The organism is Streptomyces flavusporus, assembly GCF_046267975.1.
Lineage (GTDB): Bacteria > Actinomycetota > Actinomycetes > Streptomycetales > Streptomycetaceae > Streptomyces > Streptomyces flavusporus.
In genome coordinates, this window is record NZ_CP176503.1 from 8,453,195 (window position 1) to 8,478,176 (window position 24,982).

General features: G+C 66.7%; 29 protein-coding genes. 10 read left to right on the forward strand and 19 right to left on the reverse strand.

Translation table 11 applies throughout. The features are described from left to right. Positions 1–61 precede the first annotated feature (61 nt). Positions 62–835 carry a glycosyltransferase family 2 protein gene (locus ACKTSN_RS39765; RefSeq protein WP_319645958.1) on the forward strand — a complete coding sequence of 258 codons (774 nt, stop codon included), beginning with the start codon at positions 62–64 and terminating at the stop codon, positions 833–835. 139 nt (positions 836–974) lie between these two features. Here the strand turns inward: ACKTSN_RS39765 and ACKTSN_RS39770 are convergent, their stop codons facing one another. From ACKTSN_RS39770 to ACKTSN_RS39795, 6 genes are all read right to left on the reverse strand, one after another. Then, on the reverse strand, positions 975–1,877 hold the full coding sequence (locus tag ACKTSN_RS39770) for a TauD/TfdA family dioxygenase (protein ID WP_409473497.1): 903 nt from the start codon (positions 1,875–1,877) through the stop codon (positions 975–977). 285 nt (positions 1,878–2,162) lie between these two features. Further along, positions 2,163–3,086: an endonuclease/exonuclease/phosphatase family protein gene (locus ACKTSN_RS39775; protein ID WP_409473498.1), complete on the reverse strand. Its 924-nt coding sequence runs from the start codon at positions 3,084–3,086 to the stop codon at positions 2,163–2,165. Next, on the reverse strand, positions 3,083–4,027 hold the full coding sequence (locus ACKTSN_RS39780) for an endonuclease/exonuclease/phosphatase family protein (RefSeq protein ID WP_409473499.1): 945 nt from the start codon (positions 4,025–4,027) through the stop codon (positions 3,083–3,085). The genes ACKTSN_RS39775 and ACKTSN_RS39780 overlap by 4 nt, the downstream gene beginning before the upstream one ends. A gap of 192 nt (positions 4,028–4,219) precedes the next feature. Then, positions 4,220–4,930 (reverse strand): hypothetical protein, encoded by a 711-nt coding sequence (locus tag ACKTSN_RS39785; protein ID WP_409473500.1) that lies wholly within the window; start codon positions 4,928–4,930, stop codon positions 4,220–4,222. Then, positions 4,927–5,355 carry a DUF6415 family natural product biosynthesis protein gene (locus ACKTSN_RS39790; protein WP_409473501.1) on the reverse strand — a complete coding sequence of 143 codons (429 nt, stop codon included), beginning with the start codon at positions 5,353–5,355 and terminating at the stop codon, positions 4,927–4,929. The genes ACKTSN_RS39785 and ACKTSN_RS39790 overlap by 4 nt, the downstream gene beginning before the upstream one ends. Continuing rightward, entirely contained in the window at positions 5,352–5,831 is a 480-nt protein-coding gene (locus ACKTSN_RS39795) for an ATP-binding protein (protein ID WP_409473502.1), read from the reverse strand. Before ACKTSN_RS39795 ends, ACKTSN_RS39790 begins: the two co-directional genes overlap by 4 nt. A gap of 291 nt (positions 5,832–6,122) precedes the next feature. Here ACKTSN_RS39795 and ACKTSN_RS39800 point away from each other — a divergent pair, with 291 nt between their 5' ends. Continuing rightward, positions 6,123–7,448: a DNA-binding protein gene (locus ACKTSN_RS39800; protein WP_409473503.1), complete on the forward strand. Its 1,326-nt coding sequence runs from the start codon at positions 6,123–6,125 to the stop codon at positions 7,446–7,448. 1 nt (position 7,449) lies between these two features. On the opposite strand, the gene ACKTSN_RS39805 is transcribed toward ACKTSN_RS39800, so the two are convergent. Beyond that, positions 7,450–8,466: an NAD-dependent epimerase/dehydratase family protein gene (locus tag ACKTSN_RS39805; RefSeq protein ID WP_409473504.1), complete on the reverse strand. Its 1,017-nt coding sequence runs from the start codon at positions 8,464–8,466 to the stop codon at positions 7,450–7,452. An 85-nt stretch (positions 8,467–8,551) separates the two neighbouring features. Between ACKTSN_RS39805 and ACKTSN_RS39810 the strand changes: the two genes are divergently transcribed. Beyond that, positions 8,552–9,028 carry a gamma-glutamylcyclotransferase family protein gene (locus ACKTSN_RS39810; protein WP_409473505.1) on the forward strand — a complete coding sequence of 159 codons (477 nt, stop codon included), beginning with the start codon at positions 8,552–8,554 and terminating at the stop codon, positions 9,026–9,028. Positions 9,029–9,082: 54 nt separating this feature from the next. On the opposite strand, the gene ACKTSN_RS39815 is transcribed toward ACKTSN_RS39810, so the two are convergent. The 9 genes from ACKTSN_RS39815 to ACKTSN_RS39855 form a co-directional block, all read right to left on the reverse strand. Next, a complete protein-coding gene (locus tag ACKTSN_RS39815; RefSeq protein WP_409473506.1) occupies positions 9,083–9,550 on the reverse strand; it encodes a hypothetical protein in 468 nt (155 codons plus the stop codon). Positions 9,551–9,830: 280 nt separating this feature from the next. Further along, on the reverse strand, positions 9,831–10,307 hold the full coding sequence (locus ACKTSN_RS39820; protein ID WP_409473507.1) for a hypothetical protein: 477 nt from the start codon (positions 10,305–10,307) through the stop codon (positions 9,831–9,833). Continuing rightward, the gene (locus ACKTSN_RS39825) at positions 10,304–13,738 is read right to left on the reverse strand and encodes a CHAT domain-containing protein (protein WP_409473508.1); all 3,435 of its coding nucleotides are present in this window, start codon (positions 13,736–13,738) and stop codon (positions 10,304–10,306) included. Before ACKTSN_RS39825 ends, ACKTSN_RS39820 begins: the two co-directional genes overlap by 4 nt. Positions 13,739–14,291: 553 nt before the next feature. After that, on the reverse strand, positions 14,292–14,531 hold the full coding sequence (locus tag ACKTSN_RS39830; protein ID WP_409473509.1) for a hypothetical protein: 240 nt from the start codon (positions 14,529–14,531) through the stop codon (positions 14,292–14,294). Beyond that, positions 14,510–14,782 carry a hypothetical protein gene (locus ACKTSN_RS39835; protein ID WP_409473510.1) on the reverse strand — a complete coding sequence of 91 codons (273 nt, stop codon included), beginning with the start codon at positions 14,780–14,782 and terminating at the stop codon, positions 14,510–14,512. Before ACKTSN_RS39835 ends, ACKTSN_RS39830 begins: the two co-directional genes overlap by 22 nt. Further along, complete coding sequence (locus ACKTSN_RS39840; protein WP_409473511.1) at positions 14,779–15,048, reverse strand: hypothetical protein; 270 nt, start codon at positions 15,046–15,048, stop codon at positions 14,779–14,781. The genes ACKTSN_RS39835 and ACKTSN_RS39840 overlap by 4 nt, the downstream gene beginning before the upstream one ends. Then, positions 15,045–15,710: a hypothetical protein gene (locus ACKTSN_RS39845; RefSeq protein ID WP_409473512.1), complete on the reverse strand. Its 666-nt coding sequence runs from the start codon at positions 15,708–15,710 to the stop codon at positions 15,045–15,047. Before ACKTSN_RS39845 ends, ACKTSN_RS39840 begins: the two co-directional genes overlap by 4 nt. Further along, positions 15,707–15,949 (reverse strand): zinc finger domain-containing protein, encoded by a 243-nt coding sequence (locus ACKTSN_RS39850; RefSeq protein ID WP_409473513.1) that lies wholly within the window; start codon positions 15,947–15,949, stop codon positions 15,707–15,709. Before ACKTSN_RS39850 ends, ACKTSN_RS39845 begins: the two co-directional genes overlap by 4 nt. Before the next feature lie 205 nt (positions 15,950–16,154). Next, positions 16,155–16,478, reverse strand: coding sequence for a hypothetical protein (locus tag ACKTSN_RS39855; protein WP_409473514.1), 324 nt, complete (start codon positions 16,476–16,478; stop codon positions 16,155–16,157). A gap of 578 nt (positions 16,479–17,056) precedes the next feature. Here ACKTSN_RS39855 and ACKTSN_RS39860 point away from each other — a divergent pair. Continuing rightward, a complete protein-coding gene (locus ACKTSN_RS39860) occupies positions 17,057–17,857 on the forward strand; it encodes a hypothetical protein (protein WP_409473515.1) in 801 nt (266 codons plus the stop codon). A 6-nt stretch (positions 17,858–17,863) separates the two neighbouring features. Here the strand turns inward: ACKTSN_RS39860 and ACKTSN_RS39865 are convergent, their stop codons facing one another. Continuing rightward, positions 17,864–18,022, reverse strand: coding sequence for a hypothetical protein (locus ACKTSN_RS39865; RefSeq protein WP_409473516.1), 159 nt, complete (start codon positions 18,020–18,022; stop codon positions 17,864–17,866). Positions 18,023–18,655: 633 nt separating this feature from the next. On the opposite strand from ACKTSN_RS39865, the gene ACKTSN_RS39870 reads away from it, so the two are divergent. Beyond that, a complete protein-coding gene (locus ACKTSN_RS39870; protein WP_409473517.1) occupies positions 18,656–19,156 on the forward strand; it encodes a hypothetical protein in 501 nt (166 codons plus the stop codon). Positions 19,157–19,556: 400 nt separating this feature from the next. On the opposite strand, the gene ACKTSN_RS39875 is transcribed toward ACKTSN_RS39870, so the two are convergent. Then, on the reverse strand, positions 19,557–19,814 hold the full coding sequence (locus tag ACKTSN_RS39875) for a hypothetical protein (RefSeq protein ID WP_409473518.1): 258 nt from the start codon (positions 19,812–19,814) through the stop codon (positions 19,557–19,559). A gap of 78 nt (positions 19,815–19,892) precedes the next feature. On the opposite strand from ACKTSN_RS39875, the gene ACKTSN_RS39880 reads away from it, so the two are divergent. Genes ACKTSN_RS39880 through ACKTSN_RS39895 form a run of 4 tightly spaced genes read left to right on the forward strand, consistent with a single transcriptional unit; the run spans position 19,893 to position 22,899 of the window. Further along, a complete protein-coding gene (locus tag ACKTSN_RS39880) occupies positions 19,893–20,297 on the forward strand; it encodes a hypothetical protein (protein WP_409473519.1) in 405 nt (134 codons plus the stop codon). 49 nt (positions 20,298–20,346) lie between these two features. Then, positions 20,347–21,318 carry a hypothetical protein gene (locus ACKTSN_RS39885; RefSeq protein WP_360393187.1) on the forward strand — a complete coding sequence of 324 codons (972 nt, stop codon included), beginning with the start codon at positions 20,347–20,349 and terminating at the stop codon, positions 21,316–21,318. A 52-nt stretch (positions 21,319–21,370) separates the two neighbouring features. Then, on the forward strand, positions 21,371–21,736 hold the full coding sequence (locus ACKTSN_RS39890; RefSeq protein ID WP_409473520.1) for a hypothetical protein: 366 nt from the start codon (positions 21,371–21,373) through the stop codon (positions 21,734–21,736). Then, positions 21,733–22,899, forward strand: coding sequence for a tyrosine-type recombinase/integrase (locus ACKTSN_RS39895; protein ID WP_409473521.1), 1,167 nt, complete (start codon positions 21,733–21,735; stop codon positions 22,897–22,899). Before ACKTSN_RS39890 ends, ACKTSN_RS39895 begins: the two co-directional genes overlap by 4 nt. A 398-nt stretch (positions 22,900–23,297) precedes the next feature. Here the strand turns inward: ACKTSN_RS39895 and ACKTSN_RS39900 are convergent, their stop codons facing one another. After that, a complete protein-coding gene (locus tag ACKTSN_RS39900; RefSeq protein ID WP_409473522.1) occupies positions 23,298–24,305 on the reverse strand; it encodes an IS110 family transposase in 1,008 nt (335 codons plus the stop codon). A gap of 194 nt (positions 24,306–24,499) precedes the next feature. Here ACKTSN_RS39900 and ACKTSN_RS39905 point away from each other — a divergent pair, with 194 nt between their 5' ends. Next, on the forward strand, positions 24,500–24,919 hold the full coding sequence (locus tag ACKTSN_RS39905) for a hypothetical protein (protein WP_409473523.1): 420 nt from the start codon (positions 24,500–24,502) through the stop codon (positions 24,917–24,919). Positions 24,920–24,982: the final 63 nt, after the last annotated feature.

Here is a 24,982-nt window from a genome sequence, read left to right on the forward strand (position 1 = left end):
CTCCTACTCGATTCCGGTGCTTGAATGGACCGTCGTTCCTGGTCTGGCAAGGAGAAGTGCTGTGCCCCTGGTGTCGGTCGTGATGCCCGTGTACAACTCGGCAGCCACCCTCGGCGCGGCCGTCCGATCGGTACTCACGCAGACCCACAGCGACCTGGAGCTGCTGGTCACCGACGACCAGTCCTCCGATGCCTCCATGGACCTGCTCCGCGAGTTCGCCAAGCAGGACGAGCGCGTCCTGCCTCAGTCGGCACCCGAACGGGGCGGTGCGGGCCGGGCCCGCAACCTCGCGATCGAGCGGGCCCGCGGGGACTACATCGCCTTTCTCGACAGCGACGACATGTGGCTCCCGGAGAAGACCGAGAAGCAGCTCGCCTTCGCCGCGGAAGGTGGTGCGCCGCTGACGTTCACCTCGTACTTCAAGATGGACGCCGACTACGACGGCGAGAGCACCGACTGGGTCCCGAACGGGCGGGTGGTCCGTGCGCGGGAGCACGTGGACTACCGCGCGATGTTGGTCCGAGACCACATCGGTGCACTCACCGCCATGTACGACCGCAATGTCCTGGGCACGAGGCTGATGCCGGAGATGCGCAAACGCCAGGACTACGCCCTGTGGCTGTCGATCATGCGGGACGGCGCTGACGCCCGTGGCCTGGCTGAGCCACTTGCGATTTACAGGGCCCACCAGGCGGGATCGCTGTCCTCCAACAAGCTGTCGCTCGTGCAATACAACTGGGCCCTGTACCGCCGGCACGAGCGCCTGTCGGTCCCGCGGGCGACGCGGGCGCTGGCCGGCGCTGTGTGGCAGTCGCTGAGCAACTCGCGCATCTAGGTCCGTGCACGGGCCCGGGGAACCGGGCGCGCGACGGTTTCTGGGGGCGCCCGACCGGCCCCAGCCCCGTGGCCGTGCCGCGTGCTGCGGGGCTGGACCCGGGGGCGGGACTCGGTGGGGCACCGGTGCCGTCGGCCGGCTACGCGGCCGAGCCATCGCCGGCCCTCGCGCGCAGGAACAACTGGAGGAGCAGCCGCCGGTCGGAGACCGGGACGTTTTCCTGGCCGCTGTGGAGCGCCTCCCGACCGTGCAGGAAGCGGCGCTGGTTCACGATGAGGTAGTCCCCGGGCTGAAGCATGAAGGAGACCTGACCCCGGACGAGCTCCTCGGCGAGCTCCCTGGCGGCGTCGGCGTGCGCCTGGCCGAGCTCGGACCTCTCCAGCATCTTGGCGGTGAACCGGACGAACCCCTCGCCCGGGTCGGAGCCGTCCAGGATCGGAAACGGCTTGTACTCCTCGCCCACGCCGAACAGGTCGAAGAAGGTCCCGTAGTGGTAGGCCGACTCGGCCAGCAGAGCGCGGCTGTCCTTCGACAGCCGCGCCACCGCCGCGTGGGCGTCGGAAAGGATGCTGGGGCCGCCGCCGAGCGGGTCGCGGCGAACACATAGGAGCGTGGTGTAGTCCGGGGGCAGGGTCCCGTTCACCAGGTCCATGTGGAACGCGTTGTACCCGATGCCGCTGGACTTGCCGGGGTCCTTGTCGACCTTGACCCCAATGTCCTTCCACAGGGGCCACCGCGGGAAGGGCGAGAAGGGGACCGCCACCTCGGCCGCGAAGCCCGTCGCCAGCCGCAGGAACCGGTCGTCGTCGGTCCCCAGCGCCTTGGCGAGGTTTCCCAGGCGTAGCACGGCGTATCCGCCGCCCTCTCCGGTCAGTTCGTGGCGCAGGGTCGCGGTGACCTCCTCGAATCGCGGGGCGGCCGTCAGCTCGGTCCGGTAATCCGCCATGGTGGACTGCGCCAGGAACGAACCGTCCAGTTCCCAGGGCGGGAGAGAACGTCCGATCAGAGAGGCTTCGAGTTCGCTCGGGATGTCGATGAACACGCGGAGCTTCCTTCTCTTTTGGGGTCCGTGGGGTGTCGCTCTGGTGCTGGTGCTGCCGCCCGGGCGCCGAAGGCGGTCCGACAGCGGGTGGGTCTCGTGGGGCCGTGGGGCCTCGGGGGCAGCGATCGACTGTCGGATTGCGGCGAATTGGTCCGGCGCTGGGGCCCAGGGGGTATAGCCCCAGCGCCCGCGTCTCCGCCCGTACCGAATGCCGTTTGTCGTACGGGCGGAGCTTGTTACCCGCCGGGCGGCCAGGTCGGGCATTCGTCCCACCGAGCGGCAGTCTCAGGGGGCGACCAGCGACTCGAGCGTGTTCGGCTGCTGGTTGAGGATGTCCGAAAGACGGACGCCGTCGAGCGTGGCCCGAACGATGTGGTGGTCCGAAACCTCCTCAGGGACCTCGATCACATCCACACCAGTCACCGCGTCCAACAACTCGGGGGTGGCGTAAAGGCGGTCGATGCGGGAGTCCGGCCCGTGCGTCTCACAGGCGTTGACCGTTCGGGAGACTGCGGCCGTGTCTCCGTGCTTGGCAGACCAGTGGCGGGCCACGTCCTCCAGGCCGGCGGTGCGCAGCGCCTCATCCGGTCGGGTATCCATTACCCGGGTACCGTCCGGGCCTATGAACGAGCGGTGTAGGCGGTGCGGCCGGTCTTTGATCTCGTTCAGCACCGGTAGCGCGGGATCGCCCTCGATGCCGGGGACTGGATAGCTGTTGTTGTCGCCGGCGACAAGACACGGCATCCGTATGGTCTCCCCCTGTGGGTTGGTCCACTTCTTGTCGGCCCACGTCGACAGCCATTCCGCCTCGGCAGCACGGTTGGTGCTTGATGCGTAGTTGAGGTGGTAGGAGGCCACACCGAGCGGTGTGGCTTCGGTGCCAGCGGGCAGGTAGCGCATGGTCAGCGCTGTGGGCGGCAGCACCCACATGGGGCCGGGCTTGGGCCACTCACGCACCGGGTGGAAGAAACGCGGGTCGGCGAAGATCGCGGTGCACGATTCCGGGCCGAGCCAGCCGCGCATACCGAGAACGTTCTCCAGCTCGTACAGGATCGCGTTGCCGTCGGTGTCCGCACGCCACATCTCCTGACGAAGCACGAGGTGGGGGCTCAGGGACACCAGCCTCTCGTGCGCCTGAACACGCTTTGCGGCGTCACCCCCGCCGTTGTTCTCGAAGTTCCAGGAGAGCACAGTGATTCGAGAGCTCATGCTGCGACCGCCTTCTCACCAGGGGTCCCAGACAGGGCGCGGCGCAGCTTGGCGAGGCTGAAGGTGGCGACAACAGGGGCGTGGTCGGATACCTCGCGAACGTCGTCGGTGACGATGACCTCCAGCCCGGTCAGAGCCTCGGCTACCTGCGGGGTCGCATAGATGCGGTCGATCCGCCGCATCGGGCCTTGGTCCGTGCGCCACAGCGATGCCGTGGGGGCGAGCGCATCCGGCTGGCCGAGCACGGTCGCGGCGTGGTGCCCCAGGTCCTTGAAGACCGGCGGTCGCCCGTCGTGCTCGCCGGCGAGGATCTCGTCCGGCCGGGTGTCGGAGACGCGTTCGCCGCCCCGCTCGATCGTGCGGGCCTCAAAGTGCGACCGGTCAGCGATCTTGTCCCAATCGGGTAACGCGGCCGTCTCGTCGTCGGATCGGTGTGGATAGGAGTTGCAGTCGCCGCCGATGATCGCCGCCATGTTCGGTTGCCCCAACATGGCAAGACGCTTCGCTTCGCTCGCCCGCTGGGCTGGGTCGAAGGAACACAGGTGGAATGAGGCCAGACTCAGCGTCGACGGCGCGCCCTTGAGCCGTACGACCGGGTTGCAGATCGGATGCCACATGCTGGTGACGTGCTCGAAGTATTGGACGGGCGTACACAGAGACGGGTCGGTGTAGACACCGGTCGGATTCGCTGACTCCGGGGTGGCAGTAGCGAGGAACGCCGTGTGCGCCGGGCCGTTGCCGCCGAGACGAGCAGCCTCCGCCCATATGGCTCGCCCTCCGAACATGTCCCCGCGGGTGATCTCCTGGCGGAGGAGTACGTGCGGCTGGAGTTCGACGAGGACATCCATGGCCAGGTGCCATTTGGCATCATCACCGCTGTTGCTGATGCCGTTGTGCTCGAGGTTCCACGAAACGACGCGGAACTCATCGGTCGAGTTCAACAGGTCCCTTCCCTTCGGGGCTTGAGGTGTCTTCGGAGTGCCGTTCTGAACGTCCGGCTGGCGCTGGGGCCTTTGGGGGACGTGGGCCCCAGCGCCGTTCCTCCGCCCGCACCGAGAGCCGTTGTCGTACGGGCGGAGCTTGCTGCCTGCCTGATGGCCACAGAGCCGGTCGTGTGGGCACCAGGCAGGGGTCTATGCCGCGGCGGGCGCCGCCAGGTCCTCGAGCAGCTCGTCGAGGCCGACGGTGCGGAACGACTGGAGGCGGCGAACCAACTGCGAGGCGAGAAATGTCCCGATGTTCGCGTGGCCGTAGGGCAACGGTGCGTCCGGCTGGGCGACGACCTTCACGCCTCCACCGTCGCGGCCGTACAGGGTGCCGTGCACGCCGTACAGGGGCGCGCTCCTGGCCAGGAACACCATCGGGTTGTCCTCCAGGTGTGGGCAGAGTTTCGCGGCTGCACGGGCGTGCTTGCGGCACACGGGAGGCTGGTTCGTGAGGATGCTTGCCTGGGACGGGTCATGGTCCCTGGGGCCAGCGAGGAAGATGAAACCGAGCGGTGTGCGGGCCGGGAGCGCGCAGATCTGGCAGACCATCGTCTGCATGCACACCATCTGCCGGTGAGGGTGCATCAGCTTCCACTGCGGTTCACCGGTGATCCGGCCTTGCGCGTCGACAGGGTTCCATCCGCACCGGGCCCACAGGGCTCCTCGCGGGTCGCGGTCCCTGGGGTCCTCGTCTCGGTAGTACAGCCGCGCGCCGGACGAGTGCCGGACGATGACGAGGTTGTCCGGCGCTGCGTCTTCCCCGGCCCGCTGGGTGATGTAGGGCACTAGGGACAGGCGCCGGTCCCGCGGGTCTATGGCCCGGGGGTCGTACGCGAGTCTGAGGGGCGGGAAAGTCACGGCTCCTCCGTAAGGCACTGGTTCTCCACCAGTAGTTCGAGGAGTTCGTTGAGCGTCCACGCCATCTGTCGGACGTGTCCGACGGCCCGGCGGTGGTCGCTGGGTAATTCCTCGGATCGGATGTGGCGGCCCCGCTCGACGAGGCCGGCTATTCGCTGGTCCTTCTGGTCCGTCTGGGAGGTGACGGCGAGGTTGACGAGTCGCATCAGATGCCCGCGGAGCCGCTGCGCGTGCTCCTCGATCTCGTCCTCGGGTGGCGTGTAGTTGTCCAGGACGGCCGCGACGTCCTCGAGCAGGGAGCCATCGACGTACGGGGCCCAGCGCTGCACCTTCTCCAGAACTCTTCTCAGTCCGGCCTCGGTGAAGGGCGGCACGGCCGCCCGCACGGGATGGGCCCAGCCGGGGGAGAGGGCGGCGGCCGTCATTTCTCCGCCTCCTCTGGTACGGCGAGGCGGCACCAAGTCGTCGCGCCGGCGTCCCTCGTTCCCCAGGCCCCGCCGCGCTCCTTGACCACCATCTCCACCAAGGCGAGGCCCCGCCCCGACTCCGCGTCCTCGTCGGCCTCCTTGAGCGTCGCGACGCCCGGCATGCCGTCGATGACAGCGATGTCCAGGAAGCCGTCCTTCACAGCCATCTCCAGGCCGACCTTCAGGGTCCCGCTGTGCAGCACCGCATTGGTCACCAGCTCGGAGACGAGGAGCATCACCTCGTCCGTCAGCGCGCCAAGGCCGTGGTACCGGATTCGGGCGACGGCGATCCGGCGCAGAACTCCCACGTAGTGCGCGGCCGCCCGTCCGGGCGTGCCGTCGGCTTGGCGGGGGCCGATGTCGACCCACTGCTTCAGCACGTCCTGGTCGCGGCGTAGACCCGCGAGAGGCGTCCGTACGGCTGTCGTCGTCATCACGTCCTCTAGGGGTGTTGGTCTGTCGCTGCGGCGATTACGTCCACGTGTGTGTTTGGACACTCTCAGCGAGGGTGTTGATCAGCGTGGTCCCGCACGCGGTGTCACCGCCATGTCGAGGGGCTGCCGTCTCAGCGACATCGGGGCGGCGGACTGACACCTGACTGCTAGCCAACTGCCATCTGTGCGAGATGTGTTGCACTGGACCGAGACGGCGGTATCCCCTTCGTACAAAGGGATCGATCCGTAGGTGGGCCGCCAACTGGCCGAGGCGCGATATCTGGGGGCGATGTGACCGAACAACCCGAGACGCTGCTCAAGGTCCTCTGCGACAGGCGCAACTTGGGCGCTCCCGACTTCGTGACGCTGTTCGACAGAACCGCTGACGAGGTCGTCGGGAAGGGCGGCAACAACCCGACCTGCAGTGAGCGGACAGTGTTCCGTTGGAAGGCGGGCAAGGCCCGTCCCGAGTCGCTTTCTGCGGACACCAGGCGCGTTTTACAGGCCATGTTCGGCTGTGACGTCGCAGCCTTGTTCGCTCCTCCTCCCACCGAGGATTCCCAGGCACCCGCGTTCAACCTGGAGCACGAGATCAACATGACCGCACGCGACGCTCAGGACGACGCCAGCGCAACAGCCGCAGCGTCCGTCTCCGACACCAGCCTCGACCAACTCACCGATGACGTGGCGTCCCTCGCGCGCGCTTACGCTTCGCTCCCTCCGATGGAGGTGTTCCGGCGCGGCCGCGCGCTCCAGGAGGAGCTGCAAGGCCAGCGCGACCGCACACAGATTCCCACGCAGCAGCAGCGCCTCCTCGAGCTGACCGGCCAGACGATGGCGCTGCTCGCCGCGGCGGCCTTCGACCTCGGTTCCTTCGACAATGCCCGCCGTCTGGCCCGCGCGGCTGACCTCTACGGCGAGAGCGCCCGGTTCGAGCCGCTGCGGGCGTACGCGGACGGCATCCTGGCGTACATCGCCTACTTCACCGGCATGCCGGGCGAGGCCGTCAGTAAGGCCCGCCGGGCGCAGACCTACGGCGGACTGGGCGATGTGGCCCGGCGCCGGCTTCTCGCCATCGAGGCGCGGGCGCACGGATACCTCGGTGACACCGACTCCGCCCGCCAGGCCCTCCAGCTCTCCATGGCGGCGGAGAGCGGGGTCCGCGACGACCTCCACGATGGTGTCGGGGGCGAGTTCGGTTTCACCCCGGAGCGCCTGGCCATGTCCAGCAGCTCCACCGCCCTCCTCATCCACGACGGGGAGCAGGCGGAGCAGTCCGCACGTCGTGCCCTGGACCTCATCGGCCAGAGGCCGCAGGCCAGCCGTTCGGCGCATGTCCTCGGTGGTGCTGCTGCCGATCTCGCCATGGCCCGGCTCCTGGCGAACGACGTCGAGGGAGCTGCCGACGCGCTGACCCCGCTGTGGGACATCCCGGGAGACCAGCGGGTGACCGGTGTCCTCGTGCGTACGGGGCAGATCCAGCAGTTCCTCGCCCAGCCGGTCTACCGTGCCTCGACGCTGCCGCGCGAGCTGCGCGACCGCGTCGAGGACTTCACCCGCAGTGCGAGCACTCACCAGCTCAGCACCCGCTCAGCGCTGCTCCAGTTGGAAGCCTGACTCAGGCGAAGGAGGCGAGGATTTTCGCTTCCTTCTCCTCGGCGATCCCGTGCTCCGCCCACCTCGGGTGGTCCACGGGACGTCCGTCGGATGCCAGCCAGGCCCAGGTGTCGCGGATGGTGTCGGCGATCGGCCGGCAGCGTAGGCCCGCGGCCACGGCCCGGCTGGAGTCGACCGACCACACGCCTGCGTGCGTCCGCCACAGGGGGAGTTCCGTCCACTGCACGACGCCGTGGTCGATTAGGACGTCCGGCGCCGCCCACTCCGGTTTGCCGGCTCCGCCGGTGACCGTCAGGCACTCGCTGATGAAGTCGGCGAAGGTGATGCCCTCCGGGTGGGTGACGTTGTACCCGCCGCTTGTGTCGCTGGTGGCCTGGTCGAGCGCGAACGCGGCGACGTCACGGACGTCGACGGGTTGGATGCGCTGATCGGCCGGGGCGGGCGCCAGAATCCGCCCGCCGCGCTTGGCCCGGGTCAGCCACCAGGGCAGCCGACCGACGTACTCGCCGGGGCCCAGGATGACTCCGGGCCGGAGGAAAACCGCGGCGTCGCCGAACGCCTCGGCCACTGCTCGCTCGCCGCCGGCCTTCTGGAACCCGTAGACGGTCGGGCTGCCGTCTTCACCGGTGTACCCGTACGACTCGTCAGCATCCGCGCGGCAGTCCAGAACTGGTGAGGCGTCAGTGAGCGGCTGGTGCGGCCAGCCGTGGTACACAGATACGGTGGAGATGTGCACCCAGCGTCGCGCGGCGCCGCGTAGCGCGGTCGCTGCGAGCAGCACGTCGCGTGGCGGGAAGTCGGAGCTGGAGGTGTCCACCACGGCGTCCCACGGGCCGTGTTGGGCGAGGTGTTGAAGGTCTTCCCGGTCGGTGCGGTCGCCGTGCACGGGACTCACGCCCTCGACATCTCGGCCGGACCGCCCCCGGTTGAACGTGGTGACGGACCACCCTCTCGCCAAGGCCCCCTCTGCGATGCACTTCCCCAGGAACCAGGTGCCGCCGATTACCAGAATCCTCATGTGCCGATCCTGCCTGTCTGTATCGGGCTTCGGGAAGCGGGGGAGGGCACCGGTAGGTTTCTGCTCAAGTCGAAGCCTATGGAAGGTGGATATCCTGGTGTCAGGCAACTCACGGCGCTTAGATCGCTCCCCGGCAGGCCCCAAGGGGCTGTTCTGCTACGGCACGCTCCAGTTCGATGACGTCCTCAAGGGGCTGTTGGGGCGGGTTCCCCAACGCTTGCCAGCGTCCGCTCCCGGCTATCGCGCAGCCGCCCTTGAGGGGCGTGTCTACCCTGGCCTCGTCGTCCAAGCTCTCGGCGGCTCGGCGGCCGGCGTGGTGCTCACCGATCTGAGCAACGAGGAGTGGCGCATTCTGGACGCGTTCGAGGACGATCAGTACGAACTGCGGGAACTGTCCCTCTCCACCGGCACGATGGGGTTGGCGTACGTCTGGCAGGGAGGCGATGTCCGCACCGAGGACTGGGACGCTGAGGAATTCCAGGCCCGGCACCTGTCGGCTTATGCGGAACGGTGCGGGCGCATCGGTCCTCGCTTGGCTGCAGGCGAGCCGAAGGGCGAGTAGGCCAGCGCGGGCCGCCAGTGAGCGGCTGCCCGCGCGGATGCGGCCCTATCTCCGCTACTTGATCGGGTGGGCGTCGAGCCAGTCGGACAGGTCGTGCGCGGAGCCGAGGACGTCGTCCCGGTTCGTCAGCTCCGTGGCGCCGCCAGCCGGAACGCCCTGGTCCTCGCCGACCGCGATGCCGTCTTCCATGGTGTCGATCAGGGCGTACGCCTCGGTCCAGAAGTCGGCGCCCACGGACTTCTCCGCATTCAGCGCCTTCCGCAGCTCGCGCGCGGGCTTCATAAGCGCCTGCATCTGGTCCCAGCACGTACCCGGCTCCTGCTCAAGGCAGCCGCCGTCCGTGTCGAACTTGGTCACCGCGTCCTGGAACGTGGTGGTCGCGGCCTCCACGGTCACCGTCTTTGCCTTCGCGGCCGGCTTTGCGTCGCCGTCGTCGTTCGAGCTGCTGCAGGCGCTCGCGGCCGCCGCAGTCACGGCCAGGACCAGCGCGCCGGCAGTCTTCCCCCATGTGTGTCTCCCCATGACGGAGGATCATCGCATGGGCCGCCGACACGGACACGACAAGGTCGGTCCTCAGTCGACCGGCTGAGGCCCCTCCCCGAAGCAGTCGCCCGCTACCCCCTTTTGCCGTCGAACAGGCTCCGCAGCGCGTTCGGCCGCAGCTGGCGGCGCCGGCGCGTAGGTCTCGGCGCTGGTTGGCTGGCGTCACGGACCGGGCAGGGCGCGACCCACTTCGCCCACCGCTCGGCTTCCAATTGCGGCGGCGCTGGCTGCAAGAGCGGATGGCCGCCGTTTCAACTGTTCAGGGGGGACCTGAGGGCGTCTGGGTGAGGAGCTCGAGGAGGCCTGCTACACGACCGGAAATGCCGTAGCGCGTGGTCCTATTGGTTGTGGTCATCTGCTCTTGCCCGCTGCTGTCGCGCTCGATCACGACCGTCTCGACGTGCTCGGTGATTTTGCCTCTCGACATGACCACTTGGATGCCACCCACGATGAGGATTGCCAGACCGATCAGCTCGAACCCGCCCAGCACGAGCTGCACGTGCCCGGCGCCGTCGATGGCACGGTTGACAGCATCCGGGTCGAGGTCGGCCGTAGCCAGAAGCAGCACCTTGGCCAGGTCTTCCAGGTCGTCCTGATGGGTCATTGGGTCAGCGAGGACTTCATGGTCGATTGGCTTGACAACAGGGTCTGCGCCCAGCTCAGCGGCCAGCAACCTGGATGCCTCGTATGCGGTGGCCCGGTCGAGCTCCTTGATGCGAGTGTGGAGGTCGTTCATGGGGCTTCTCCTCGTAGGGCGGTCGAGAGTGCGAACGGCGCCCAGTGATATGGGTGCGGATACTTGTCAGCGAGTGCGAGCGTGGCGGCCCGATGCAGCTCTGGCAGGCGCTGCAACGCGAGCTGGTCCGCGGCCAGGTCCATCGGTTCGAGGAGGGCGTCAACCCAGGCCAGCGCGCTGTGCTGTTCGACTGGCCATAGCGGTGCCACGACGAAGCGCGTGGCGTTGGCCAGCGTCCCCTGCTCCAGGCCCAAGCGGGACCCCCCGGAACCTACAACCGTACGGCCACTGGAGCAGGCGATGGACACCAGTAGGGCCGGAGAGTGCGGCAGTTGAATGATGTCGTCCCAGCTCAGGACGAAGACCCCGAGGTCCGCATCTGCCGCGACGTCCAGGTATGAGGGTGGCAGGATGCCGCCTGCGGCGACACAGATTCCTGGGCCTAGCTCGGGTCCGCCGTGCACGCCGTGGCAGAGCAGCAAAACCATCTCAGCCTCGCCCAGGACGGCAAGACTCGCCGCCTCATCAGCTTCCGTCATCGGGACTACTCGTGCCTGCGGTGCTCTGGCCCGGAACTCATCGATGAAAGAGACCAGCTTGTCGGTGAAAGCCGCTGTGTCGGTGGCCTTCGGCACGCCGATCAGGCCATACGGAACAGTGCCATGACCAGGGGCAGCGACCGTGGGCCATCCAACGAGGAGGCGATGGTTCGGGCTCACCGAGACGGGGCGGTCCGCGATCAGCGGCCGGCCGGGCCAACCCGCCGCGTGCAGCGGCGTTGCCACAAGCAGGCGACCTGGCAATACCACAAGTTCCCGGGTACTTGGCAGCTCGTGCCGGAGGAGCGATGCGATGGCTGCGGCGAAATCCCACCATGGTGCGAGATGGCTGTCCATGCGATGCGGCGCCAACGGATTGGTGAGGTCAAAGGCCCGGAGCGCGCGCACTGCGGTGCCTACTTCAGCTATTGGGATATCGGTGTCAACCAGGCGCTTGTTCCCACCGGCAGGCTGGAGGAGCACCTGCAGCGTCGGCGTGTCATCCACGAAGGCGACCACATCCGCGCCGACCGCCCCCTGGAAATGGTCGAGTGCCTCAACCGTCGCAGGACCAGCGTCGGGTATCCCTGTGCTCACGCTGGCCCGCGCGGTGAGATCGCGTCCATTCGCGACGTCCAGCACGGGGACCAGGTCAGCGGGCTTGTTCCGGCCAGACGCAATCGCAGCGGCACCCGTCCGGGCAGCTAGGCGCTGGAGGTCATCGATGGCGAAGTCAGCGAGAACGCCGACGGCATAGCCGGCCTCTGCGGCCACGGGCAGCTGCGCGTCAAGGTCGGCGATCGCGGTGGTGAGGTGACCGAAAGCCTCTGCCCTGCCCGTCTCCACCGCATGCCAGCCCACCGCCAGCTCGAACTGCCAGGAGCCCTTTGCCTTCAGTGCATCAAGCCAATCGGCGATCTTCCCAATCAGTTCTCCAGCCTGCGTGATTCGCCCAGCGCGCAGTCGGCGTAGCGTGGCCAGCGTCGCGGCCGAGAGGGCCATGAAAGGGTTCTCGAGGTGCGGACCGTCCAGGATCTCAGCGGCGCGATGTTCGCAGTCGGCCACGAATGTGTCCAACTGCTCGTCGGCGGGCTCGGTCAGCAGGGCGCACGTCTCTATCTCCCGGCGTTCCCACGGATCTACATGGGCTTCGAGCGCGGCCTGGCAGTCGGCAGCTGCTGCGTCGTGCTGGCCAAACCAGGCTTTCAGTAGCGCTCGTAGCCTCAGGAAGCGGGCGGTGTCGTACGGGCTAAGATCGTTTCGGGCGAGCTGTTCCTCGACCATGGTGAGCGCCTCTTTCCGGCGCCCTACCCGCTCGTAGAGGAGGATCAATGACTCCTGGGTATCACAGTCCTCGGAGTGGGTCCTGAGCCGCTCCTTAAGTATGGCCTCAGCTTCGCTGAACCGGTGAGCGTCTCGGAGGACAAGCGCCCGGTTCCGTGCCAGCACCGATTCGCGTTTCGCGTGGCCTTCGGGCATGAGTCTGCTGATTCTCATGGCACTCTCGTAGAGCTGCAGCGCCTCATTCCAACGTTGCAGGTAGCGAAAGGTGTTGCCGACCTCCACCAGGGCAGCAACGGCCCGCTCCGGTCCCACGTCGGCCTCTGAGAGGCCACGTAGCACCTTTAGTGCGGCAGCAGTGGAAAGATCGATTCTGTGGACTCGGTTGGCATACTCAATGACGCCGGTCTGAAAAGCCAGGTGCGCGATGAGGGAAGCCCGCTCGGCAAGACCCTTGGCAAGGTGGTTGAGCAGTTCCTGTTCGTCGATCGGCAGGTTAGTGCGCATCGTCTGGAAGACTGCCCCGGCGGTCAGTTGGCCCAACTCCCAGTCGTCCCCACCTGTGTCTTTCTGGTTCAGGGCGACCGTCAGCATGGTTTCCGCGAAGGCGGCGGTGTCGAATTCACCAAATGCCTCGTAGTCCCTGACCCTGACGGTCATGCCGGAAATGAGATCCAACCAGCCGATCCGATCCAGGAAGTCTTGGGACAGCAGGCTGAGAGGACCGCGCTCATCACGCCGCCCAAGCTCGGCTGCCGCGCCGAGTGCCGAGCCCGCGTCCACGAGGCGTCGCAGCTGCTCGCGCGTCAGCCAGACGCGCTCATCGAGGTCGACGTAGTCACGCTGCCCAAGTTCATACAGCTCTGCCAGGAATGCGGCCAACAGCGTGCCTGCCGGATTCTCGCTCTGCGCCAGCCGGTGCGCTACCGCGCAAGTCACTAGTAGGTAATACACCTCAAGCACATCGTTCGGAGACAGGGCAGAGGCCGATTCGGCATCGGTCGCCAAACTGTCAAGGACCTGGTCATCCAGACAATCGATCGGCACCCGGCCCAGCACTGCCTCCTCCAGCCGACCGCCAAGGCCATCAAAGATCGCGAGTCGAACAACACGCTTAAGTTGGTCTACCGTCAGTCTCGTCCCAATGCGAACCACGTGGCTGACCAGCTCGTCGTCTGATGAGGGCACCGGTGTCGCAGAAGGGTTGCCCTCAGGTGCAACCAGTACGCCCACACGGCTATCTCGGGTCAACTTGAAGGCCAGCAACTGGATGGCACTCAATCTGTTCACAGCCTCTCGAAGGCTCAATTTCCTGAACGAGCCATCCAAAATGCTGGACCAAAAGGTAGTGCTGTCCTGCTCAATCCACTTCAAGACGTGATATGCCAAGCCGTTGTAATCATCAACGACAGAAACGGACCAACCTCGAGCGCTCAGGGACCGGACAATCTCCTCCGGAGGCTCTCCGACTATGACCAATTCCATAGAAGCGCTTCGTGCTGCCACCACAGGAACAGTGATGGAGATCCTCTTGCCGCACTGATGAAGGCGCGTATTGAAGCGCCCGTAACAGATGTCTGCGATCATGCGGAAGTCATCGGGATAGTTCACCTCGTCCACCAGGTCCGGAGGCATTGCCAGCGGCACGCGGCAGGCCGGGCAGGTGATAAATTCTTTTGATGCTCCTCGGCCAGGAAGAGCGCTCTCTCCGTCTCCAGAGCTTGGGCGAGACATAGCGGATACCTCCGCCTCGATCGCTACTGAGTGTATTCGTTCGCGCCATTTCCGCTATGATTGGCAGCACTCCGGTCGCCACCACGCCACGCCGGTTTCGCATCACTAATCTGGCAAGGTTTTCGAATGGCGTAAACGAGGCGCAGGTTGACCGTACCGATTCATGTGCTCGCTGGCCTGCTCATTCCGAGCTGCCGGACCACATTGCCCACGGACTGGGCGAGTGGTCATATCCATGATATCGGTGAGAGTCCAGGTGCGCAGATCTCAACGCAACGCCGCCCTGGCATCGACGGCCGCCGTGTTGGTGCAGATAAGTCCGGATGCTGGCTGGAGGGGCCAGTAGCGTCGATCTGGCAATGCAAGGTCATCGTCCGCCAGCCCTCGAGTGGCAGGCGCGCGGCCAGTTCGTCCCCGCGAAGCTTGGCCGCTATGGCCGGAGGGGCGAACTCCTTGTTCCCGGGCTGGTTCGCTGCTCGTCCCCCCAGCAGCCGGGGAGCACCGTTACGTGGAGGCCCTCCTGCTCCGACAGGCGGGTCACGTTCGGGTCGGCGCTCCACACGCTGAGGTTGGCGAACTGGCGGTGGGCGGCGCGCAGCCGTTCCCGCTTCACCACGGCGCCGGGACGGTAGCCGCCGCGGCCCCGCATCAGGACCAGGGTCGCGGGCACACCTTTCTGCCGAGCCACGTGAGGACGAGCTGCTCGAGGCGGCGGTCCCCGCCGGTCATGACGAGGACGGCCCTTCCGCTTTCGTGCGCGCGCCGGGCAGCGGCCACGAAGTCGTGGTTGGGCGGGCATCCGAGGATCGCGCGGTGGAGCGCGGAGGCGTCGTTCGCCAGGTGGTTGATGCTGGAGACGTCTATGAGACCGCCCTCGAGGTCGAAGGCGACCGCGTCGCGCATGGCAACGGCCGTGGTCATTCCGCCTCCTCGTTGTAGACGCGGATGATCTCGACGGCCTTGCCGGTGCACTTCCGGCAGCCCTGGTTGGAGCCGCATATAGCTGCGGCGAGGGCGTCCACTGCGCCCGTCGACGCGATGTCTACGAAGGCAGCGCCCTTTTTCCGGTGGCTGTCGCACGCTTGGGTTTTGTCCTCGCGGGTGCCGCACGCGATCAGCGCGACGCGCTGATCGAGGTCTGCCGTGGTGGATGCCGTATCGGGCACGGCGGTGAGGGTGGTGGTCATCGGTTGCAGTCCTTCGGAGCGCGCGACTTGTGGTGTGCGATGGTCTGGAGGTCGCTGCCGACCTGCTCATACGCAGTCATCAACTGGCATGCCGTGCAGCGGTAGGCGACGTACCGGCGCAGGGGATCGGTCTGGAACGTCGGGCTGCCCTGGCGGCCGCCTGCCATCTCGCAAGGGCCCGGGTCCCCGCACCATTCACACGATGGGTCGTAGTGGGAGATGACGGGCGATATCGTCCAGCGGGACCAGGCGATCGGACGTCCAGCATGCTCGGTGGGCAGGGGCACCTCGGCGTACGTGACCGGGGCAGGGACGGCTTGCACGTGGCGGCCGCGGCGGTCAGGTTCTGGCGCCTGCTCGGGCAGGGCCTCGGCGACGCCGGCGGGAACGAGCCGGGGCGCCTCGGGTTCCGGCTCTCCACGTAGGGAGCGCAGGCAGGCCGGGCAGATGGCGGACTCGGCGACCGGGCCGTCCCACGGCCGTACGCCCGGGGCCCGTTCGGCGTCCGGCGTGCACTCCAGCGCCACGGCAAAGACGGGCACGGACGGGGCCGTGATGCCCTCGACGCCGATGTGCAGGACGGGGCGGCCCGCGGCGCGCACGACCAGGCGGCTGTCCCACTCGGGCGGGGCGGCCAGGACCTCGACGGCGAGGGCGCTCATCGGGCGCGCCCCACCGGTAGGGGCACCAGCGTGGTGGCCTCCTGGTTCTTCCGGTATAGGTCCCGGCGGGCGGGGTGCACGGCGCGCCGGGCGAGGCACAGCTCGCCGGCCGGGACGTGGCATGTCTCGCAGGGCACGGAGTAGACGCCGTGCCGGAACTGTGCGTGCGTCCGATGTGCGGCGTCGTGGGCGGCGTCCGCGGCCAGGGACGGGATAAGGACGGACAGGGGAGATATCACGCGTGACCGCCCTGGCCAGCCGAGGGGGCGCGATCCGAGATCGGTGTGTGGGGCGCAGCGTGTTCAGTGCTCATGGAGGGGCATCTCCTGTTGCTGGGGGCGAGAGCGGGCCATCCCTCATGTGCTGTACGTCGAACTCCCAGTTCCTGTTACGTCTTCTTCGTATCCGCTGGTCAGCCCCACCCCAACTCGACCGGGATCCGGTCTAGTTGCGTTCGGCCGCACCTACCTTGAGCCGTGCAGCGCGAAGCTGTTTCTTGATCTTGTACTCGGCCATGTGGTGAAGGCGCTGATTGCTGGTCAGCATCTCCGCCGCGTACGGCATGAGCATCGTCTTCACGTAGCGCACGCCGGACAGGCCGGCGAGGAGCGGCTCGAGCGCGAGCGGCTCCGGGGTGGACGGCGGGCCCGGGTCCACGGCCGGCTTCCTGCTGGCCTTCTTCTTCGGCGCTGCGGCGGCCGCGTACGGCTGGCCACCGCGACGGCGCGCCAAGGCCTCCTGGTACTGCTTGGCGGTGATTCGGACCACGGCGTCAGCCCTCCAGTACGGCGGTTCCGCCTTCAGTGAGCCGCCAACGTTGGCCGTGCTGCACCGTTTGCGTCGCGCTGCACGCGGAGTCCGGCGTGGCCCATCCCTTGTCCTGGAGCATCTTCACTCGCACGTCGGCCTTCCGGCCGAGGGCTCCACTGCAGGGACACTTGGCCACTCTGCTCAGCGAGAGATGGCCACCCGCAGCGTCACCTGCTGGCTCGCGTGAAGCACCTGTATCCAGAACGGGAAGACAAGTTGCGACTCTTTCAATTTGCGCTAGATACTGGAGTGTGGATCGCTGAAAGGATGCCGACAGGCAGCTTCCCAGCCAAGCGGCGGACACCCATCGCGCACACGGCATCGTGCATTTGCCGCGTGCCGCCTGCGGGGTGAGGCCCTCATGCGGGGAGTAATAGGCCAAGGAGCGACCGATGTCCCGAGTGCCACCAGATGACATTGTCTTCAGTGTCCCATTCGAGCGAGACCTCACCAAGGTCAGCGATTGGAATGCGGACCCCAACGACAAGTGGCGTTGGCTGCAACTGAGATTCCATTTTTGCGCTCGACTCGCAGGCGTGAATTCCACCCTCCGGAAGGGTGAGCAAATAGGGATACTCACCGCGCCTTCTGGGATCAAGACGGAAGAAGAGAGTATTATCGAGAAAACCATGGAGGTAATCGACGAAGAGACTACCTTGCGGGAAGTCCTCCGATCAGAGGAGGTCATGCAGGAATTGGCAACGGAGCTCTCCTTGCTTGTCAAGGGTCCCGGCGGGATCCTCCCGGCTGGCGAGGTGGGTGGGAAGATCAAATCGAGCGTTCAAGCCAAGCTCAGCGACAGCATGAAAGAAGCGCTCGGGCACCGAAGCGGAACCACACGCAAGGAGAAATTCTCCAGAAGGCGGAATGTGCAGCATACCGGTGGAACGGGGGACAAGTATGTGGTTCCCTTCTATCAGGAACGATACTATGACCTCAGTCTGGAGTTTATCGACTATCTCGGAATCAGGTACTCGAAATCTCCGCTCGCGGTCTACTATAGGCGGGCAAAACAGCCCGAGCATACGAAGTATGGGATGGCCGGCAACTCATGGAAGAAGACGGGGCCGAACATAGTTGCCGTACATAAATCAGTGGCGTCAGTCACCATGTGGCGACTCATTGCGGACGAATATTCGTTCCCCGCCATAGTGCCAGCCAATGAGTACACGCTGGAGGTTGAGCACCCCAACGATATAAAGTTCAGCCCGCCGGACACTGCCAAGACCGGCGGATTCCGCAGAACAGCCGAATGTAGAAGTCTGTACGATCTGTCCGAGCAGGTATTCCCGCCGAAAGTGCGCTTCGATAGGTATGACGAGCAGATGCTTAGGTAAGACCCGCTACGGGCGCCCCCACATCAACACCGTGAAGTGCCCCGGGCGTCGCCGCGCTGCGAACACATGGGCGGATCCTCGCGGTGCCACGAGGTTCCAGCGGCGCTTGGCCATCTCCAACTCAGTCTTGGCCAACAGCTCCGTCGACAGCAGGATGCTGGTCACCGCCGACGAGCGTGGAGACGCGATCGATCCCGGGGAAGCCGCGCCCAAGTACGGCCGTGGACCAGTGGCGGCCCCGGCGCGTAATCATCCGGTCCCCGCGGAAGCCGGCTCCTCAACTCGGGTTCGTGCCTCAGTTCTCGGTGCAGCTCGTACGCCGGCTCGGGCGGGGGCAGTACATAGGGTGACGATCTGACGACGGGGCAACGCGGTTCCTTCCTTCGGGACTCCGGCGGTGCTCTCCGCCGGATAGCGCCGCGCGGGCGTACGCACGGATGCTCCGGAGCGCGCGCACGAGGCGCGGTGGGTGTCCTGTGTCATCGACCCTGGCGTGACAGGCAAGGTTGATTGCTCAGCTCAGCCCGGGGCGAGGCATGTTGCCGGACACCGGAACTTATCCCCTTGTGACGATCCGACTGATGAGCCTCCGGTGCGCACGGCAGGATCTCTCTCATGGACCCAGCAGTCACAGCCGCACTCATCACGACCCCCACCGCTGTCGTCGCCGCAGCAGCCGCCTACGCGGCTGGACGTGCCCAAGCTCGAGCCGCGCACCGAGGGCCGGTCGACGCGGTACGCCGGCAGCACCAGCGAGACGCGTACGCCGAACTCATCCGAGCCGCCTGGTCCTACCTCATGAGCACCGGCGCCGTCCTGCACATAGTGGAGGGAGTGCACGGTGCCCGTCTGCGCCGTAAAGACCTCTCTCCGGACGCCCTCTTCCGGCTGGGGACCAGCTTGACCCGCCCAGGCATCCGCAGGGGGGACCTGGCCGATGCTTTCGCTCCGGCAGACGTTCCACCGGCCATCGACCGTGCCTTGATGTGGATCGAAGAGGCGTCCACGAACTGGCAACAGGACATCCATGACGCCAACCAGGTCGATGGCCTGGTCCATGCCGAAGTCGTGGTCACGCTCGAAGGCCCTGACCATCTCGCAGAACTGGCCGAACAGCTCCGACGCCACGCCATGTCCGTTCAACGCTGCTGGGCCAGGATGGCGCTTGCCCCTTTCATGCCGCCCCGGCGAGAGGAGACAGAGTCAGAGGTTCCCCCATGTGACCTTCATGCACGCTTGAAGGAATCCATCCAAGAGTTCGCCCGAGCCGCGCGCGCCCACCTCAATACCCATCAGTAGGGGCCTGGTAGGCCCCGAGCTGCCACATTCCAGGCGCACCCAACCTCGGATGGCACACGCTCAAGCGGTTGTCACGGGAAAGTGGGAAACGGGGCTGAGTGGAGAATCGTTCTGAGCAAAGAATCGAACGGCTCGAACGGCCAGGCCGTTACGCCTTGATTGGGCCACGGTAGCGACCGCAGCGACCAGCGCGCGACCCAACCATCGCGGAAACGCCCGGGAAGGCATGGGCGAGCGTAATGCCGGCCGCGACCGTGAGGGTGAGCACAGGTTCGCCAGGATCCTCCACCCCAGGATGGCGACCACCGCCGCGATCGCGATGCCGTGCGCACCGAGGACGGGCGGGACGATGACCAAGAGGGCGAGGGCGCACGCCGCGAGCTTCAACAGGGCACCCATCTCACCCCGCCTGCTGTTGGCCGTAGTAGCCGCTGCTCGGGTTGGTGGTGTCGGAGAGGTGGACGCGGAAACCGTCGGTCGCCTTGACCAGCGAGTCCTCCGCGGTGCCGGGATGGCCGTCCGCGGCGCAGACGTTCCGCTGCCCGTTGTGGTCGAGCTTCTGCTGAGCGCTGTTGGTCCAGCTCGCCGTGGCGGTGCTCCTTCGTTCGGGACTCGGGCGGTGCTCTCCATCCTCGATGAAGGCCACAGGATTACCCATCAGTAGCCGACAACAACTGTGATTGTTGTCGGTAAAGTTGGCGGCGCGTCAGAACCACAACACGAGGGCGGGGTACGCATGGCCGCGAAGCGGTGGGAAGACATGGACGAGTGGGAGAGTCTGGCCCACAGGCTGAGATGGGCCGGGCACGAGGCGCGCGACGTTGAGAGCCTGGTGCGCATCGCCGGCGCGCAGAAGGCCGGCGCCCGCGTCATCGAGCGCATCGAGCAGAAGCTGGCCGACCACAACATCGGCCACCTGCCGACCAAACTCCCGACCGACAGCACGCGTCGCGTCCTGCTCTACAGCAAGGAACACGACGGGATCGGCTACCTCCTGAGCCTGGTTCACGAACTCGCCCTCCAGGACCCGGCGGATGAGCTGAACGCGACGGTGCACCGCCTGGACTTTGCCCTCAAGGAAGTCACGTCGTTGAAGCTGAACGCCGACCGTAGAGGAGTGAACCGGCCGTGGAAGCCGTGAGCGCCGTCGACGGGCAGAGTCACTACGGACCCTCTGCGGAGGCGCGGCAGTGAGCGTGACGAAGGGCAGCGGGCCGAGCGTCAACTTTCCGCCCGTGCTCAATGGGCTCGACTTCTTGGAGAGCACCGTCGATCTGCTCTCCGTGCAGGAAGAGGTACCGCCCCGGAACCTGAAGTACGCCGTGGTGCACCTGGCATCCGCGGCCGAGACGTTGTTCAAGGCGCGGCTCGCGATGAAGAACCCTGCCCTCGTGTGGGCAACGCCTGACGGTTACGACCCGGCCAAGCATGCACGAGGGGACTTCAAGAGCTGCGGCTGGGAGGACGCCCGCAAGCGAGTCATCAAGGAGTGCGACCTTGAGGCCATGCTGCTGGAACCGCGGCACTTCAAGGCCCTCGCTCAGATGCGCAACCGCTTCGCGCACGTCGGAGTCACGGAGAGTGCCATCACTGTCGAAGTGCTCACGACGCCCGTGCTCGACAACCTGCTCACCTTCGTACGCGAGGACTTGCTGCCCTTGGTAGAGGAAGAGGAGCTGACGCTTGCCGAGCAGGCCGTGGAACGCATCCGCCCGGGGCTGGGCCGCATCCAACGTCTCGTAGACCGGCGCATGAAGCCCGCCCGGGAGCTGTTGGGCCAGTTTCCCACCATCCTCGGTTGTCCTGTCTGTGCAGCACTCGCAGTCCCTGTACATGGCGGCGCCGATCTTGCCTGCGTGGTCTGTGACTCCCACCTGGGCCCACCGACGGAAGCAGCCTGGATCTACGCGGACACCTCGGAGCACGAGATCATCACTGGTGGCGGCCCATCCCCGGTGCACCAATGCGATGAGTGCGGCACAGAAGCCGTGACCGATGTACCAATCGGCGGTGACGGCGAAACCTCGACGCTACTTTGCCTCTTCTGCGGGATCGAATGCGCGGGAGTCTGCGGATACTGCGGTCTCGCCGTCAGCACCTTCGCCATCCCGGAAGCAGACATGTGCGGCAACTGTGTCGAGCACAGAATGCAACGCTACTGACTACCGCCATATCGAAAGACTGCACCCCCGATTGTTGGAAGTGGAGCGACCGATGACTGATACGCCGTGGAAGACGTACGCCGAGATGATCGCCGAGGGGGACCGAGGTTGGCGGCAGACGAGTGTGCAGGAGCTGCTCGCGGTGGCGGGCGAACGTAAGGCAGGGCGACGCATCATCGCAGGCATTGAGCGGGAACTCGCGGCCCAACGCGTCGGGTACTTCCCCACGCAGCTCCCGACTGACCAAACCGCCTTCGTTCTGCTCTACAACCAGGACCTGCAGGGAGTCGGAAGCCTCCTGCACCTGGTTCGACAGCTCACCGAGACGGGCACGTCCACCAACTCGCAGATCATCACCCTGCACGCGCTGCTGCATCAGCTCCGGGCGAAGCCCGACGAAGATGCGACACCGGAATGAGCCTGCGCGACCAGGACGAGATCGTTGACGCCGAACTCGTCGAAGACGGGAGGCTGGTGCGCGCCGCGCCGGCTGCCCGTCCTCTCGTCAACGAGCACACGGTGCTGATGCCCGGCGAGGAGATCCCGACCAGTGACGATCCACGCACGACGTACACCGAGCGCGATCTGTACGTCAGCGAGGAGACCGCCCAGGCTCTCAAGGAGGCCGAGGAGGAAGGTTCGCCGCAGCGGCGTACGGCGATGCGGCTGTTCGAGGCGTGGTGTGCGGAGCAGGGGCGGGTGGCGAAACCGTGCACGACCGCGACGTACACGGAGTACGGCCGCCACCTGATGGCGAGACAGCTCAAGGTCACCACGATCCGGCACTACATGTCGCTGATCCGGACGTCCATGCCGCCCGGGAAGAAGCCGGACAACAGCCTGTTCCTGCTGCTCCTGACGCAGTACCGGAAGAAGAACAAGCGGGCGCTGCGCCGCAAGGAAGCGTTCCCCATCACGCTGCCGTACCTGGTCCCGATGATGGAGAAGGCGGAGGCAGACGACCGGCCGATCGGCTGGCGCGACTCAGCCATGTTCGCCTTCGGGTACCGGTTCCTCGGCCGCAGCATCGAGGACGTCGACCTGGACCTCGAGGACCTGACGATCCTGGACGACATGGTCTTGGTGTGGCTCGCCGAGGACAAGACGCACAAGGGCGAGGAACAGACCCTCTACCTCCACGATCGGGAGGACCTGCGACTTGTCTTCCGAATGCGTCGATGGGTCGACTACCTCGCGTCGCAGGGCATCACCACTGGGCCCGTGTTCCGCGAGGTCAAGCGCAACGGCACCATCGCCTCGTCGGAGACCCGCGCGAAGACGGCCACCAAGCGCGGTGACTACCTACGCCCGCAGACCGTCAACGAGCGCGTGAAGGTGTGGTTCGCCGCGGCCGGCCTCAAGACCGACGGCCGCCCTGTGTCCTCGCACAGCCTTCGCGCTGGCGGCGCCACCGACCTCGGTATGAACGGCGCGACGGATGAAGAACTCGAGGAGGCCGGCCGCTGGAAGAAGGGCTCGCGCATCCCTCGGGAGAGGTACGTGCGCCCGGCCAAGGACGCGTCCAAGGACCCCTTCAAGAAGGTTCCGACGCACGACCCAGAGGCCCGAGCACAGGGGTGATGTGGGGAGATGGAAGGGGCACCTAGGAGAAAACAGCACCCATGAGGGCCGGGCCTGTCAAGGGGCGTAGACGACCCCCGCCCGCGGCTTTCGGTTGGTTGCCGGGGCGTTGTCCTCGCGGCTCTTCCTCGTACGCCGACAGGCGGTCAACAATGGAGGCCGAGGAAACGTCATGGACGTTCGCGGATATGGCCGTTGGCATCCCCGATGCTGGCTGGTCGGCGGAGTGGTCTCACATCCACCCATTCGACGTCTGGCCGCACAGGCCGGCGTCATGACCGTGGTGCGGGGATCCGGGCTGCTCAGTCAGGTCATCGAGCGCGGCCGACGGGCCGTCTCATGCTGTTTTACGAGCTCACCCGGGGTCTGCGACCGCCGGTGGCGGTTGTCGGCTGCTTTCATCGGACCCCCGGCTGGCCGCATTGGTCCTGGACCGCGCGCAGCAGGTGGTAGGCGCGAGCCAGCAGGCGGCGGGCGATGGCGGTGGTGGCGATCTTCTTGCCGCGGCGGTGGGCAAGGCGCTGGTAGGCGGCGGCGAATTCCGGCGACCGCTTCGCAGTCTGCGCGGCCTCGCACAAGATCCACCGAAGCCAGTCCGAACCCTGTTTGGAGATGTGCCCGTGCCGCACGGTCAGGTCCGACCCGCGGACGGTGGGCGTCAGCCCGGCCCAAGCGGTGAGCTTGCGCGCGGAGGGAAAGCGCGTGATGTCCCCGACCTCGGCCACGATGACCAGGGCGGTGAGCGTGCCGACCCCCGGCAGCTGGGTGAGCACCCTGATGCGCGGATCACCCCGCGCCTGCGCGGGCAGCTGCCGGTCGAGCACGTCGATCGGCTCTTTGAGTGCGTCCATCAGGACCAGCAGGTCCTCGACCACGCGGCGGGAGGCGTCCGGCAGGTCCAGGCCCTCCAGCCAGGCCCGGCCCGGGGCGGTGAAGTAGCCGCCCGGCCGGTCGCAGCCGTGGTCCGCCAGGACGGCGTGGACCCGGTTGCGCAGCAGGGTCCGCAGCCGCACCAGCTGGCAGCGGTGCCGCAGCAGGGCCCGCTGCTGCCGCACGTCCAGCGGGGCGATCCACGCCTCCGGGAGAAGGTCGGCCCGCAGCAGCTGGGCCAGGGTCGCGGCGTCGACCTTGTCGTTCTTCAGTCGTGCGGAGGCGATCGCCTTGCACCGCAGTGGATGCACCAGGTGCGGCTCAAAGCCGTAATCCTCCAGCAGCTCCACCAGCCAGCCCCAGCCGTAGGCGGCCTCGAACGCGACTGGTGCCCCGATCGGCAGATCCCCGATCACCGACAGCACCGTCTTGACCCCATTCGGCACATTCCGGTTGACCTGCACTGCACCACCGTGGTTCACCACGGCGATCTGCGACCGCTTGCGATGCACGTCGATACCGACGTAGACAGACATCGAGGGCCTCCTTCCCGAGCCCGTTCCATACCCGGACGGTAGGCACCGCCCGGCTGAGCAGGGAAGGGGGCCCGGCCCTCATAGGGTCAGGCCAGAGCCCTTGCAACCTAGGACGCGACACTAGGGTGCCGAGTCGCGCACTCTTCGCTGGCTGTCCCGACCGAGGCAGCGTTACCGAACAGAAGGGAGTGCGCGTGACCGCGACCTCTTGGGTTCCGAAGCTCACCAACGTTGCTGGCGTCGACGGAACGTCCGGCACGGGCAAGTACGTCTCCGCGAACGGGGTCTGCACGTTCACCGCTCAGATCGCGGCGAAGAAGGAGACCGTATCGGCGTCCAACCTCGGGTTCGGTCTGACCCTGCCGGTTCCGGCCGCGGCCGGCGTCCGGTACGTCTTCCAGGCCAGCCTCGACGGCCGCGACGCGGACAACGGCGTCTGGACCGGTGAGGCGCAGATCTACGCTGGGTCGGACGGTACGCAGATTGACCGACTCCGGGTCACCAGCGGCTCGAACGGTGCCGCGGTGCTGAACGTGGAGCACCTGTACGGCGACGCCGAGGGGGCCACGGCGGCGGAGATCATCACCGTCACCGGCTCCTACCCGATCGCCTGATCCCAGGCAACAGCCGTGGGGCCGACGGACGACGTCCGTAGGCCCCACGGCATGGGAGGAGCA

Excerpts from the sequence above, each read along its gene's own strand:
- ACKTSN_RS39775 (WP_409473498.1), bottom strand. The coding sequence starts at position 3,086 with ATGAGCTCTCGAATCACTGTGCTCTCCTGGAACTTCGAGAACAACGGC.
- ACKTSN_RS39790 (WP_409473501.1), bottom strand. The coding sequence starts at position 5,355 with ATGACGGCCGCCGCCCTCTCCCCCGGCTGGGCCCATCCCGTGCGGGCG.
- ACKTSN_RS39795 (WP_409473502.1), bottom strand. The coding sequence starts at position 5,831 with ATGACGACGACAGCCGTACGGACGCCTCTCGCGGGTCTACGCCGCGAC.
- ACKTSN_RS39805 (WP_409473504.1), bottom strand. The coding sequence starts at position 8,466 with ATGAGGATTCTGGTAATCGGCGGCACCTGGTTCCTGGGGAAGTGCATC.
- ACKTSN_RS39815 (WP_409473506.1), bottom strand. The coding sequence starts at position 9,550 with ATGGGGAGACACACATGGGGGAAGACTGCCGGCGCGCTGGTCCTGGCC.
- ACKTSN_RS39820 (WP_409473507.1), bottom strand. The coding sequence starts at position 10,307 with ATGAACGACCTCCACACTCGCATCAAGGAGCTCGACCGGGCCACCGCA.
- ACKTSN_RS39835 (WP_409473510.1), bottom strand. The coding sequence starts at position 14,782 with ATGACCACGGCCGTTGCCATGCGCGACGCGGTCGCCTTCGACCTCGAG.
- ACKTSN_RS39840 (WP_409473511.1), bottom strand. The coding sequence starts at position 15,048 with ATGACCACCACCCTCACCGCCGTGCCCGATACGGCATCCACCACGGCA.
- ACKTSN_RS39845 (WP_409473512.1), bottom strand. The coding sequence starts at position 15,710 with ATGAGCGCCCTCGCCGTCGAGGTCCTGGCCGCCCCGCCCGAGTGGGAC.
- ACKTSN_RS39870 (WP_409473517.1), top strand. The coding sequence starts at position 18,656 with ATGAGCACCGGCGCCGTCCTGCACATAGTGGAGGGAGTGCACGGTGCC.
- ACKTSN_RS39875 (WP_409473518.1), bottom strand. The coding sequence starts at position 19,814 with ATGGGTAATCCTGTGGCCTTCATCGAGGATGGAGAGCACCGCCCGAGT.
- ACKTSN_RS39880 (WP_409473519.1), top strand. The coding sequence starts at position 19,893 with ATGGCCGCGAAGCGGTGGGAAGACATGGACGAGTGGGAGAGTCTGGCC.
- ACKTSN_RS39890 (WP_409473520.1), top strand. The coding sequence starts at position 21,371 with ATGACTGATACGCCGTGGAAGACGTACGCCGAGATGATCGCCGAGGGG.
- ACKTSN_RS39895 (WP_409473521.1), top strand. The coding sequence starts at position 21,733 with ATGAGCCTGCGCGACCAGGACGAGATCGTTGACGCCGAACTCGTCGAA.
- ACKTSN_RS39900 (WP_409473522.1), bottom strand. The coding sequence starts at position 24,305 with ATGTCTGTCTACGTCGGTATCGACGTGCATCGCAAGCGGTCGCAGATC.